Annotated in this window: 9 protein-coding genes; 2 read left to right on the top strand and 7 right to left on the bottom strand. The window is 72.2% G+C overall.

Going from position 1 to position 12,759, the window contains the following annotated elements:
• Positions 1–12: 12 nt before the first annotated feature.
• The 6 genes from E4623_RS14565 to E4623_RS14540 form a co-directional block, all read right to left on the bottom strand.
• On the bottom strand, positions 13–2,376 hold the full coding sequence (locus tag E4623_RS14565) for an excinuclease ABC subunit UvrA (protein ID WP_134767282.1): 2,364 nt from the start codon (positions 2,374–2,376) through the stop codon (positions 13–15).
• Positions 2,377–2,462: 86 nt separating this feature from the next.
• A complete protein-coding gene (locus E4623_RS14560; protein WP_134767281.1) occupies positions 2,463–3,380 on the bottom strand; it encodes an AEC family transporter in 918 nt (305 codons plus the stop codon).
• 146 nt (positions 3,381–3,526) lie between these two features.
• Positions 3,527–3,934, bottom strand: a complete 408-nt coding sequence (locus tag E4623_RS14555; RefSeq protein WP_134767280.1) for a VOC family protein — start codon at positions 3,932–3,934, stop codon at positions 3,527–3,529.
• Positions 3,931–4,554: an HAD-IA family hydrolase gene (locus tag E4623_RS14550; protein WP_134767279.1), complete on the bottom strand. Its 624-nt coding sequence runs from the start codon at positions 4,552–4,554 to the stop codon at positions 3,931–3,933. Before E4623_RS14550 ends, E4623_RS14555 begins: the two co-directional genes overlap by 4 nt.
• Positions 4,551–5,339 (bottom strand): 3'(2'),5'-bisphosphate nucleotidase CysQ, encoded by a 789-nt coding sequence (locus E4623_RS14545; protein ID WP_134767278.1) that lies wholly within the window; start codon positions 5,337–5,339, stop codon positions 4,551–4,553. The genes E4623_RS14550 and E4623_RS14545 overlap by 4 nt, the downstream gene beginning before the upstream one ends.
• Before the next feature lie 110 nt (positions 5,340–5,449).
• The gene (locus E4623_RS14540; RefSeq protein WP_134767277.1) at positions 5,450–7,120 is read right to left on the bottom strand and encodes a hypothetical protein; all 1,671 of its coding nucleotides are present in this window, start codon (positions 7,118–7,120) and stop codon (positions 5,450–5,452) included.
• Positions 7,121–7,411: 291 nt separating this feature from the next.
• Between E4623_RS14540 and E4623_RS14535 the strand changes: the two genes are divergently transcribed.
• Positions 7,412–8,359 carry a hypothetical protein gene (locus E4623_RS14535; RefSeq protein ID WP_134767276.1) on the top strand — a complete coding sequence of 316 codons (948 nt, stop codon included), beginning with the start codon at positions 7,412–7,414 and terminating at the stop codon, positions 8,357–8,359.
• 137 nt (positions 8,360–8,496) lie between these two features.
• Positions 8,497–9,348, top strand: coding sequence for a hypothetical protein (locus tag E4623_RS14530; protein ID WP_134767275.1), 852 nt, complete (start codon positions 8,497–8,499; stop codon positions 9,346–9,348).
• 75 nt (positions 9,349–9,423) lie between these two features.
• On the opposite strand, the gene E4623_RS14525 is transcribed toward E4623_RS14530, so the two are convergent.
• On the bottom strand, positions 9,424–12,417 hold the full coding sequence (locus E4623_RS14525) for a fibrinogen-like YCDxxxxGGGW domain-containing protein (protein WP_167736650.1): 2,994 nt from the start codon (positions 12,415–12,417) through the stop codon (positions 9,424–9,426).
• Between the last annotated feature and the right edge of the window lie 342 nt (positions 12,418–12,759).

Raw genomic sequence — 12,759 nt, 5'->3', positions numbered from 1 at the left:
AGGCGACGCCGCTCAGCCCTCGCCGACGTACGCCGCGAGGTGCTGCCCGGTGAGGGTCGAGCCGTCGGCGACCAGGTCGGCCGGGGACCCCTCGAAGACCACCGTGCCGCCGTCGTGGCCGGCGCCGGGACCGATGTCGATGATCCAGTCGGCGTGCGCCATCACGGCCTGGTGGTGCTCGATGACGATGACCGACTTGCCGGACTCGACGAGCCGGTCGAGCAGCCGCAGGAGGTTGTCGACGTCGGCGAGGTGCAGGCCGGTGGTCGGCTCGTCGAGGACGTAGACGCCGCCCTTCTCCCCCATCCGCATCGCCAGCTTGAGCCGCTGCCGCTCGCCGCCCGACAGGGTGTTGAGCGGCTGGCCGAGCCGGAGGTAGCCGAGCCCGACGTCGTCCATCCGCTGCAGGATCGACGCGGCCGCGGGGGTCTTCGCCTCGCCCGAGGCGAAGAAGGCGTAGGCCTCGGCCACCGGCAGGTCGAGCACGTCGGCGATGTTGAGGCCACCGAGGCGCAGCTCGAGCACGGAGGCCTGGAACCGCTTGCCGCCGCACTCGTCGCACAGCGTCGCGACGGTCTCCATGAACCCGAGCTCGGTGTAGATCATCCCGTTGCCCTTGCAGCTCTCGCAGGCCCCCTCCGAGTTGGCGCTGAACAGGGCCGGCTTGACGCCGTTGGCCTTGGCGAAGGACTTGCGGATCGGCTCGAGCAGCCCGGTGTACGTCGCCGGGTTGCTGCGGCGCGAGCCCTTGATGCCGCTCTGGTCGATGACGACGACGCCGTCGCGCCCCGCGACCGAGCCGTGGATCAGCGAGCTCTTGCCCGACCCGGCGACGCCGGTGACGACGCACAGGACACCGAGCGGCACGTCGACGTCGACGTCGCGCAGGTTGTGGGTCGATGCCCCGCGGATCTCGAGGACCCCGGTGCGGGCGCGGACCTCGCTCCTGAGTGCGGCGTGGTAGCTGAGGTGGCGACCGGTGAGCGTGTCGGAGCCGCGCAGCGCCTCGACGTCGCCCTCGAAGCAGATCGTGCCGCCGCCGGTGCCGGCCCCCGGGCCGAGGTCGACGACGTGGTCGGCGATCCGGATCGTCTCGGGCTTGTGCTCGACGACGAGCACGGTGTTGCCCTTGTCGCGCAGCTCGAGGAGCAGGTTGTTCATCCGCTCGATGTCGTGCGGGTGCAGCCCGATCGTCGGCTCGTCGAAGACGTAGGTGACGTCGGTGAGGGCGGAGCCGAGGTGGCGGATCATCTTGGTGCGCTGGGCCTCGCCGCCGGACAGGGTGCCGGCCGGCCGGTCGAGGGAGAGGTAGCCGAGCCCGATCTCGACGAAGGAGTCGAAGAGGTGCAGGAGGTTCCGCACCAGCGGCGCCACCGACGCGTCGGTGACGCCGCGGGCCCACGCCGCGGCGTCGGTGATCTGCATGGCGCAGACCTCGGCGATGCCCCGGCCGGCGACCCTCGACGACCTGGCCGCCTCGTTGAGCCGGGTGCCGTCGCACGCCGAGCACGCCGCGAAGACGGCCGCCCGCTCGACGAAGGCCCGGACGTGCGGCTGCAGCGAGTCGACGTCCTTGCTGAACATCGACTTGCGGATCTTGGGGATCAGCCCCTCGAAGGTGATGTTGATCTTGTCGACCTTGACCTTCTGCGGCTCGCTGTGGAGCAGGGTCTCGCGCTGCTCGGCGGTGAGGTCCCGGATCGGGACGTCGGGCGGCACGACCTCCTTGTAGGGCGCCACCATCCAGCCGTCGGCGGTGTAGCCCGGGACCAGGATGGCGCCGTCGACCAGCGACCTGCTCTCGTCGATGATCGCGGTGAGGTCGAGGTCGGAGACGGTGCCGCGGCCCTCGCACCCCGCGCACATGCCACCGAGGTAGACGGCGTCGCGCACGACCTGCTTCTCCCCGGTGGCCGAGGTCATCACGCCGCTGGCCCTGCGGGTGGGCACGTTGAAGGCGAACGCCGTGGGCGGGCCGATGAACGGGTCGCCGATCCGGCTGAACAGCACCCGCAGCATCGCGTTGGCGTCGGTGGCCGTGCCGACCGTCGAGCGCGCGTTGGCGCCCATCCGCTCCTGGTCGACGAGGATCGCGGTGGTGATGCCCTCGATGTGGTCGACGTCGGGGCGGGCGAGCGACGGCATGAAGCCCTGGACGAAGGTGCTGTAGGTCTCGTTGATCATCCGCTGAGACTCGGCCGCGATCGTGCCGAAGACCAGGGAGCTCTTGCCGGAGCCCGAGACACCGGTGAACACCGAGAGGCGCCGCTTCGGGATCTCGACGCTGACGTCCTGCAGGTTGTTGACCCGGGAGCCCTGCACCCGGATCAGGTCGTGCCGGTCGGCCGGGTGCTCGCCGGTGGTCGGGTCGGTCATCTGTCGTCTCCTCCTGGCGCCCGGTCGCGGGACGCGCCACAGGATACGGACGACCGCCGACAACCGCCGGATTCATCGCTCCCGGATCAGGCGAGCAGCGCGACGATCCCGATCACCACCGGCACGCAGCCCAGCGTGCTGACGAAGATCGCGTCGCGCGCCAGCAGCTCGGCCCGTCGGTAGCGGCCGGCGAGGACGAACACGTTCTGCGCCGTCGGCAGCGCCGAGATGACGGCGACCGCCAGCAGCGCGCCGGCGTCGAGCCCGACCAGCAGGCCCACGGCGTACGCCGCCGCCGGCTGGACGAGGAGCTTGAGACCGACCGCGAGGCCGAGCTCGCCCGGCGGCACGCCGCGGCCCGGGAGCGGTCCGAGCCGCAGGCTGACGCCGTAGGCGAGCAGCATCGCGGGCACCGCCATCGCGCCGACGAGCGCGAGCGGGTCGTTGACGGCGGCCGGCACCTCGACCCCGCTGAGCGCGACGACGAGACCCGCGGCGCTGGCCACGGTGATCGGGTTCGTCAGCGGCCGGGTCAGCACCCGGCCGAGCGACGGGCGCTCGGGGCTGGCGGCGACGTCCAGGACCGTCAGCGCGAGCGGCTGGAGCACGAGCAGCTGCAGGAGCAGGACCGGCGCGATCAGCGCCGCGTCGCCGAGCGCGTAGGCCGCGATCGGCAGGCCGAGGTTGCCGGCGTTGCAGTACGACGAGCACATGGTCGCGATGACGCCCCGGCCGAGCTCCTCGCGGCGCACGACGGCCACCGTGATCGTCACCGCCCCGGTGACCACGACCCCGCCCACGATGGCCACGAGGTTGCCCGAGAAGACCCGGCCGACGTCGTTGTCCTGCAGCACGGTGAACAGCAGCGCCGGGCTGGCCAGGAAGAACGCCACCGCGCTCAGCGTGCGCTGGCCGGCGTCGTCGACGATCCCGGCGTGCGCCAGCACCATCCCGAACCCGATGATCACCGCGATCGTCGCGAACCCGGCGAGCACCCCTGTCACGGCCCGACCCTAGTGCCCCCGCCCCGCCGACCCGTCAGCGATCGGCGACGGGTCGGCGCCGGGCACGCTGACCCGTCACCTATCGGTGACGGGTCACCGTCGATCTACCGCTGACCCGTCACCTATCGCGGACGGGTCAGCGTGGGTCAGGAGGTGGCGGCGCGCTCGGCCTCGGAGCGCAGCACGCACAGCTGGTTGCCCTCGGGGTCGGCGAGGGTCACCCAGCCGGTGCCGGGGCCGTACTTCCCGCGCCGGTCGGCGACCTGGGTGGCGCCGTGGGCGAGCAGCCGGGCGACCTCCTCGTCGCGGGTGCCCGTGCGCGGGACGACGTCGAAGTGGATCCGCTTCCCCGGCAGCTCGGTGCCCTCGGCGACCGGCACCTCGATGAAGAGCAGCTGGTGACCGCTGTCGGGGTCGCGGATCATGCACTCCTCGTGGCCGGGCTCGTTGGGGTCGCCGTCGATGTCGACGTAGCCGAGCACCGGCTTCCACCACTCGGAGAGCGCGTAGGCGTCACGGCAGTCGACGGTCGTGTGCGAGATGAAGGAGGTCACGCCCCGACCCTCACACCATGCTCGGCCAGGCGCGACTCGATTTCGTCGAGCCCCTCCAGGAAGGTCCAGTGGACGCCGACCAGCCCGACCGACCGCGCGCTCTCGACGTTGTCGAGCCGGTCGTCGACGAACAGCACCTCGCCCGGCTCGGCGCCGATCCGCTCGAGCGCCCGCTCGAAGTAGGCCGGTTCCGGCTTGAGCGCCCCGAGCTCCCACGAGTAGCAGGAGACGTCGAACAGGTCGTCGTAGCCGAGGGTGGTGCGCATGTACGCCGCCCGGTGCCGCTCCTGGTTGGTGCCGAGGTGGACGCCGTACCCGGCTCGGCGCAGTCGGTGCACCAGCTCGATCGACGACGGCACCAGCTCGATCGAGTGCCACACGGCGGCGAAGACCTCCTCGACCGGGACGTCGACGTCGTAGGCCCGCAGGTGCGCGGTGAGGTGCTCCAGGAAGTCGCCCTCGCCCCGCAGGCACGGCAGCTCGGTGCGCCAGGACTCGCGGATGAACTCCTCGGCGCGCTCGCCGAGCCACGGCCGGACGCCGTCGAACCAGCCGCCGGGGAGGTCCTGCAGGACGCCGTCGGCGTCGAGCAGGACGTGCCGGACCTCGGGCGCGGTCACTCGACCCCGTTGGCCGCGATCCAGGCGAGGATGCGGTCGGCCAGCTCGGGGCGGCACACGACGAGGTCGGGCAGGTAGACGTCGTCCTGGTTGTAGCGCAGCGGCGAGCCGTCGATCCGGCTGGTGAACAGCCCGGCGGCGCGGGCCACCGCGACGGGCGCGGCGCTGTCCCACTCGTACTGGCCGCCGGCGTGGACGTAGGCGTCGGTGACGTCGCGGGCCACCGAGAGCACCTTGACGCCGGCCGAGCCCATCGCCACGAGCTGCGCGTCGAGCTCGGTGGCGAGGCCATGCACGAACTCCGGCGGCCGGCTGCGGGACACCGCGATCCGGGGGCTCTCGCTCGTGGACGGCGCGACGACGGGCGGCCGGCCGGTGTGGAAGGTCTCCCCCAGGGCGGGCTGGCCCACGGCTCCGGCGGTCAGGTCCCCGCCGTCGGCCGACTCCCAGAGCGCGACGTGCACGGCCCAGTCGTCGCGCGGCGGCTCGGAGAACTCGCGGGTGCCGTCGAGGGGGTCGATGATCCACACCCGGTCGGCGCCGAGGCGAACCTTGTCGTCCTTGCCCTCCTCGGACAGCACGGCGTCGCCGGGCCGGTGCTCGGCCAGCAGCTCCATCAGCAGCACGTGCGCCGCCCGGTCGCCGGCGTCCTTGAGCTCGCGTCCCTCGAGGCCCTGGCTGCGGACGTCGAGCAGCCGGCGTCCGGCCTCCTCGGCCAACCAGGCGGCCAGGACGTGGTCGTCGGTGGCGGCGGCTTCGGGTGCGGTGCTGGGCTCGTAGGTCACGTCCCCAGGGTAGGTCCGGCGGCTCCCGGCCCACAGCGCGGCCCGCGGGCACGTCACCCGCACCTCGCCCGTCGAGGGCACCACGAGCGCGGCCGACGGGCGCCCCCGGTCTAGGCGTCTCCCGTCAGACGCAGGTCGAGGCCGAGGTCGGAGGACGAGGGTGAGTCCTGGTGCACCTCGACGGCGACGACGTTGACCCCGGCCGCGATCAGCCCCGCCGGGACGACGAAGCCCCGCCACGTGTTCTCGGCCGTGCCGGAACGGTTCGACGAGGCGCGGGTGCCGTTGTCCACCTGCCCGGCCGGCATGTTGTCGCGGACCACCTCGACACCGTTCAGGTAGACGACGGCGCCGTCGTCGGCCAGGAGCTCGAGTCGCGCCGACCGTGGGATCGCGGACGCCGTGAAGGTCGTACGGAAGTAGGTGGAGACGAATCGCTGGGGTCCGGGACCGGACCCGACCACGGTGGTCTCGTCACCGTCGCCGTACCCGAGCTGCGAGCCGCCGACGGGCCAGGCCGCGTCGTCGTGGGTGGCGGTCTCCCAACCGCTCGGCCGGGTGCCGCGGTCCCAGTAGCGCCACGGGGTGGTGCTGCCCACGAAGCTGGTCGGCGTCGCCGGCGGGTCGCTCACGACCGCGAACCGGACGAAGCCCTGGGCGGGGACGCCGGAGACGGCCGTGAACTCGCCCCCGGCGACCAGCACGTCGTCGCTGACCCCGATGGCGAAGACCCCCCAGAAGCTGTTGAACCGTGCCCGGAAGGTGGGGTCGACGGCGCCCGTCGCCTCGTCGGCGGCGAGGAGCTTCAACGTCGCGTCTCCCTGGAACCCGTCGTGGAAGCCGAAGAAGACGGTGCCGTCGTGCTCCTCGATGGCCTGGATGTCGCCCATCGCGACCTGCCGCCACGCTCTGGTGCCGGTGGCCGTGCTCCAGGCGGACACCGCGTTCTCGCCGGTGCCGCCGGCGCCGAAGAGCCGGGTGCCACTGGCGTTGACGGCCAGCCCGAGCGTCGGGCGGGCGGAGGAGGCGAACGCCACCCCGTTCACCGCGCCCGTCGTCGAGCTCACCGCGGCGACGCCGTTGCGGCCGACGCCGTTGACGGCGCTGAACTGCCCGGCCGCGTAGACCACGCCCGACACCGGGTTCCTCACCACGGCCCACACCGCGTTGTTGGCGTTGGCGACGAAGGACGGGTCGGTGGCGCCGCTGCCGGACGACACCTTCGCCAACCGGTTGCGCGGGACCCCGTTGACCTGGGTGAACGCTCCGCCGAGGTACACCCCCGTCGCATCGATCTCGAGGGCGCGGACGTTGTCGTTCACGGCCGGCCGGAACAGGGGGTCCACGGCCCCGGTCGCGACGGAGACCTTCGCCAGTCGCGAGCGGGCCTGGCCCGCGACCTGACCGAAGGCGCCCCCGACGTAGAGCGAGGTGCCGTCGCTGACGATCGCCCGCACGGCGGCGCCGGTGTCCGCCCTCCAGCTCGTGCGCAGTGCCCCCGTCTCGACGTCGAACGCGGCGAGGTTCAGGCGCGCCTGCACCTGGCCGGTCGGGCTCGTCGCCGTGGTGAACGTGCCGCCGACGAACACGGTGTCACCGACGATCTCGACGGCGTAGACCCTGCCGTTCACCCGCCACGACGGGGACGGCGACGACGCGACCTCGGTCGCCGCCGAGGCCGGCCCGAGCACCACTCCCGAGAAGACCGTCGACACCGCGCCGGCGATCGCGAGCCCCACCACCGCGAGCCGGATCCACCCGCCGGGCCTTCTCGTCCTCATCGCGTCTCCAGCCTTCGCCACGCAGCCCGGGACAGGCCCCGGGGCCGCCAGTCGGACGGCGCCGATCAGGGGACTGCTGCTCACGCCAGGGTAGGACGACCGGCGGCCGGGCGCAGCAGATCCTCGGGCCGACGAAGGCAAAGATTCAGCCCGCGACGCCCCGGGCCGGACCGGGGCATCTTCGCGAACGGCCGAGGTCCGTTGGGTGCGGGCGTTATCATCGCCACGTCTCTCCCGGGTACGCCGGGCACTCACCTCGGCTCGGAGTAATCGATGCGCCCTCGTCACCTGATGCGCACTGCCGTGCTGACCTCGGCGATGCCCCTGCTCGGCCTCCTCGTCGTGCCGCTGGCACCTCCGGCCGCCGGGCTGGCCGAGGTGGCTCCGGCCGCTGCCCGACCCGCCGCCGGGTGTCCCACCGCGCCCGCCTACCAGAACAACGGCGCCAAGTTCGGCGTCCACCTCTCGACCGGCTCGACGAGCTTCGCCGACGCCTTCAAGGCGAGCGAGCGGACGTTCTCCGAGATGCCCATCGTCCGCGTCTTCGACGGCAACGTGCCCCCGGCCGACGCCTGGACCAACCGCGCCCCGGTGCTGGACGGGACACCGGTGGTGACGTCGTTCCGCATGCCCCCCGGCCGCGTGCTGAAGGGCGTCTTCGACAGCAGGCTCACCGCGTTCTTCCGGGACGCTCCCTCGCAGCCGATCTTCTGGAGCTACTTCCACGAGCCCGAGAAGGAGATCGACGTCAACCGCACCTTCAGCGCCCGCAAGTTCCGACGCGCCTTCCAGCACGTGGCCCGGCTCGCCGCCGCGGTGTGCCGCCCGAACCTCTTCCCCACGCTGATCCTGACGGCCTGGACGACGAACCCCGTGTCGGGCCGCGACTGGCGCGACTACTACCCGGGCGACCGGTTCGTCTCGGTCCTGGCCTTCGACCCCTACAACAACGCCAACGGGAAGCCCACCAGCTACCCGCGACCCGCCACCGTCTTCGCGTCGGTGGTCCAGGCGGCCCGTGCCTCCGGCAAGCCGTGGGGTGTCGCCGAGATCGGCAGCGGACTCGTGCGCGGCGACGCCGGCCAGGGCAGGGCGCGCTGGCTCACCCGCACCGGCCGGTACTTCAAGTCCCACGGCGTGTCCTTCGTGTGCTACTTCAACTCCCGCATCGACGCCGTCGACTTCCGGCTCTTGGACCGACCGTCCATCCGCGCCTGGCGGGCGTTGATCCGCGGCTGACCGTCCGCCCCTCGCGCCGGCCCCGTCCTCGCGTGCGCCCCAGCCCGATCTCCGCCTCCGCGGAATAGGATCGTGGGGCGGCGGGACACCGCGGCGATCCGATGACGCCGAGCGCGTCGGCGTGGAAGGCCCCACCTGTGCACCTGCGACGACTGGCCGTGCCGTACGCCGCCCCGGTGGCCCGTGCGGTGCCGGCGGTGGCGCTGCTGCTCACGACCGGCTGCGGCAGTGACGTGCTGACCCCTCCGTCGGGTCCGGCTGCCGTGGGCTCGTCCGCGCCGCCCGGTGTGGCGAGCCCGGTCGTCCCCAGCGACCCCGACGTGCTGGTGACGCTGGCCGGCGACGAGCTGCGCCAGCGGGGCTCGGCTCCGGCGGACGTCGAGGCATCCACCCTCGACGGGGGCCGGCTGGGCCGGGCCCCCGGACCCGACGGGGCCGCGGACGGCGCCATCGACTTCCCCGACTTCACGACCGACCCGGAGTACCCACGTGCCGTCGTCCGGTTGCGGCCGGCCGATCCGGGCGACCTCGACCCCGGTTCGGCCGACCTGGTCTGGGGCGCGACCGTGCGGATCGACGCCGTCTCCAAGGGCAGCGCGGTCGACAACGGGGACAACATCATCCAGCGCGGGCTGTCGAGCGACTCCGTGATCTTCAAGGCGGAGGTCGACGGGGACCGCCCGGCGTGCCTGCTCCGCGGGGACGCCGGCGAGCTCATCGTCCGAGCCGACCTCGTGATGGATCCGAGTCACTGGTACACGGTCCAGTGTCGCCGCAGCGGCGACACCCTCACCGTGTTCGTCCTCGACCACGACACCGACGAGACCACGGCACGTCAGGTGGCGGGGCCGGTGGGCGCCGTCGCCTTCGCCGACCCGACCGTCCCGGTGACGATCGGCGGCAAGCTGTCGCACGAGGGAAGCATCATCGCCTCCAGCACCGACCAGTTCAACGGGCTGATGAGCGAGCCCTACGTCAAGATCCTCTGAGGACGCCCGCTCCGCGCGCCTGCGGGGAGCCGTCCGGCTGGACGACTCCCCGCAGCACGGGTGGTGCGGTGGCCCTCAGCCGCGGGTGGTGATCGAGGCGTCGAGGTCGAAGGTCATGTCGCGGGTCGCCCGGAAGTTCAGGTGGGTCTCCGCCGAGATGACGTTCGTGCCGTTGACCAACAGGCTCGTCGGGACCTCCACCACGACCGGTGCGGAGTTCGCGACGCTCGAGTTCCGCGCCGACGAGGCGTAGGTCTGGCCGGTGATCGTCCCGGCCGGCATGTTGGACCGGGCGACCTCCACGCCGTTGACGTACACCACGACGCCGTCGTCAGCCACGGTGTTGAGCACCAGGCGCGTCACCTTCGAGGCGTCGGGCACCGTGAAGGACTTCGTGAAGTACGCGGCGCGGGCCCGGTCGGCCGTCGTGGCGAACGTGTCGATGTTCGTGCCGAGCGGTGTCGAGCCGAACCCGAGGGTGCCGTTGCCCTGGTTCCACCCGGAGGCGTCGAAGGTGCGGGTGTTCCAACCCACCGGGACGGCGTCGCTCGAGTAGCGCCACGCCCAGCTCGACCCCCGCGCCACCGCCGCGGTCGTCACCGGCCCGGCCGTCACGACGACGTCCTGGGTGACGGGGTCGCTGACGTTGCCCTGGTCGTCGGTCACGGTCAGGGTCACCGTGTAGGTGCCGGGAGCCGCGTAGGTGTGGCTGGAGAGCCGCCCGGTGCCGGTGCTCGCGTCGCCGTAGTCCCACGCGTAGCCGGCGACCTGGCCGTCGCTGTCGGAGGACCCGCCCGCGTCGAGGTCGGCCTTCAGGTCCGTGGTGGCCGTCGAGAACGCGGCCGTCGGACGGATGACGCCGGCGCCGACGATGCGCACCGGGCTGCTCGCCGACACGTTCCCGGCCGCGTCGACCGCTCGCACGAAGAAGCGTCCGCTCCCACCCAGCGGCACCGTCAACGTCGTCTGGGTGGTCGTGGCGATCGTGCGGTCGTCGCGCAGGACCTGGTAGCTGACTCCCGCCCGATCGTCGCTCGCCGCGCCCCAGGAGAGCCGGACCGTGGTCGCCGTGACGTTGCTGGACGTCAGGTTGCCGGGCCTGGTGGGTGCCGTCGAGTCGACCATCGGGAACCGGGCGAAGCCCGCCGCGAACCCGGAGCGCCGGGTCTGGGTGCGGGCGCCCACGATGTCCCCGCCCACCCAGAGGTTGCCGGCGGTGTCGTTGTCGATGGCCCAGACACCCGAGCCCAGACGCATCAGCAGGGTCGCGGTGAACTGCGGCATCATCTTCCCGGTCGTCGCGTCCCAGGCCCCTACCCAGTTCATGGCGTCGGACTGGGTCCAGTCGGGCGTGATCGTGGGCCAGGTGAACTGGTTCTCGTAGGAGAAGTTGTTGCAGTGGCACCCGGCGTACAGGACGCCCCGGTCCTCGTTGATCGCCTGGATGTCGCCCTTCGGCTGCATGATGTAGCCGGCCTTGCGCACGAAGCTGTCGGCGTCGAACTGGAAGAGGCTGTGCTCGGACCCGCCGACCCAGACGTCGTCGCCGACCGCCTTGATCGAGCGCTGGTAGTCCTTGCTGGTGCTGCTCCACGTCGGGTTCCAGGTGGGCGTGACGAGGGCGGCGCCGGACGCCGTCGAGAGGGCGGCGACCCGCTTGGCCGCCACGCCGTTGGAGGTGTTGAAGAAGCCGGAGGCGTAGACCCGGGAGCCGTCGGGGCTGTAGCTGATCGAGGACACCGTGCCGTTGAGCTTCGGGTTCCAGGCGTTGTCGGTGGTCCCGTTGGTCAGGGCGACCCGACCCATGTTCCAGGCGGCGACGGCCGAGACCCGGGTGCCCCCGGTCAGGTGGGTGAAGATGCCGCCGAGGTAGAGGTGCGAACCGCCGACCTCGAGCGTGTAGATGCTCACCGCCGGGATCTCGCGGCGGTTCTCGGGCGTCACCTTCCAGGTGGTGGAGTTCGCCCCGGTGGTGGGGTTGAGCGCGACCACCCCGGCGACCACGGCGCCGTTGCTCGAGGTGAAGTCGCCGCCGGCCACGACCTCGCCGCTGGGCAGCGTGGCCAGGGCGTGGACCTGCTCGTTGAGCGCGGGGCGGAAGGAGGAGAGCCACTGACCGGTCGTCACGTCGAAGGCTGCGAGGAACGGCTGGTTGACGGCGCCGACGCCGCCCTCCTGAGTCACGCGCGCGAAGTTGCCGCCGACGTACATGGTGTTGCCGGACTGGGTGAAGGCCTGCACCTCGACAGCACCCTCCCGCGCCGTCGATCCGGCGATGCCGGAGACGCCCCACGGGGAGTCGAGCGCGTCGTTGGCGGCGACGCGCGGCTGCGCCTTCGCCGCGGTGCCCGAGTCGGGGATCGCGGTGAAGCCCGGGTCGCTGGAGGTCACCCGGGGCCGTACGTAGACCTGGGTGTAGGGAAGCGCGCCCCCGCCGTTGTTGGACGCCGACCAGAGGTACGACGTGCTCGCGTTCGAGCCGGCCACGCCGGACCCGAAGGCGAAGCCCTGGGCGAAGCCCTGGCTCGTCTGCGGGACGTTGTTGACCCGGCGGAAGGCCTGGTCGCTGCCGTAGCTGCTGGTGTTGCCACCCGACCCGTTGACCCCGTCGAAGGACCACGAACCGAGCGGGTGCACGGCACCGAAGGTCCACGCCCACCGGTCACGCTTGGCGAGGTTGAACCTGGACTCCTGCCAGGTGCTGCCGGCGGCGTTGGTGGCCCGTCGCAGACGGACGCCGTCGGCCAGCGACTTCACCGGCTGTCCGTTGAGCAGGGCGTCGACCGTCGTGGACGGCAGCTGGGTGGTGGTGGCCGACATGGTGGCGAGGTCGGGCGACTGCAGGTCGGACGGACGTCCGATGCCGTTGTAGTCGGTGATCCAGCCGTTGCGGCCCTTGCCGACCAGGACCCAACCGCCGCCGTCGGTCGTCATGTCGCAGTAGAACTGCTGCGGGGCCAGCATGGCCGGCGTGAGGAGCCAGTAGGCGCCGTCCGTGGCGCCCGGTCGCACCTGCTTGATCTCCCAGCAGGAGCCGGCGGCCTGACTCGCACTGGTGCCCAGCGTCACGGGATCGGCCGGCGCGGCACTGGCCGACGGCGACACCCCCGGCGCCATGAGTGCGGCGGCGGCGAGTGCGCCCGCCAAAACGGCGTACCTGAATGATCTGACCATCACGTGAATCCCCCCGGCGCCAGCGGCGCCGCTTCAGCTCGCGAACGAGCAGCCCCCAATATCATTCGCGACGTTACCAGTCAGCAGCACCCCCCACACCATTTTCCACACCCACCACCAAAGTGGGGTAGACCACTGCCGTGGCGTCGACCGGCCCGTCGGTGACGGGCCGGCTCGACCTCGACGTGCCGGCGCGTCGAGGTCGAGCCGTGGGACGATGACGGCGCCCACCGCGCG

The organism is Nocardioides sp. 1609 (assembly GCF_004522105.1).
Lineage (GTDB): Bacteria > Actinomycetota > Actinomycetes > Propionibacteriales > Nocardioidaceae > Nocardioides.
This window is presented reverse-complemented; position numbering and strand designations above follow the sequence as displayed.

Bases quoted from the DNA above. Each gene is read 5' to 3' on its own strand.
- E4623_RS14540 (WP_134767277.1), bottom strand. From the start codon at position 7,120: ATGAGGACGAGAAGGCCCGGCGGGTGGATCCGGCTCGCGGTGGTGGGG.
- E4623_RS14535 (WP_134767276.1), top strand. From the start codon at position 7,412: ATGCGCACTGCCGTGCTGACCTCGGCGATGCCCCTGCTCGGCCTCCTC.
- E4623_RS14565 (WP_134767282.1), bottom strand. From the start codon at position 2,376: ATGACCGACCCGACCACCGGCGAGCACCCGGCCGACCGGCACGACCTG.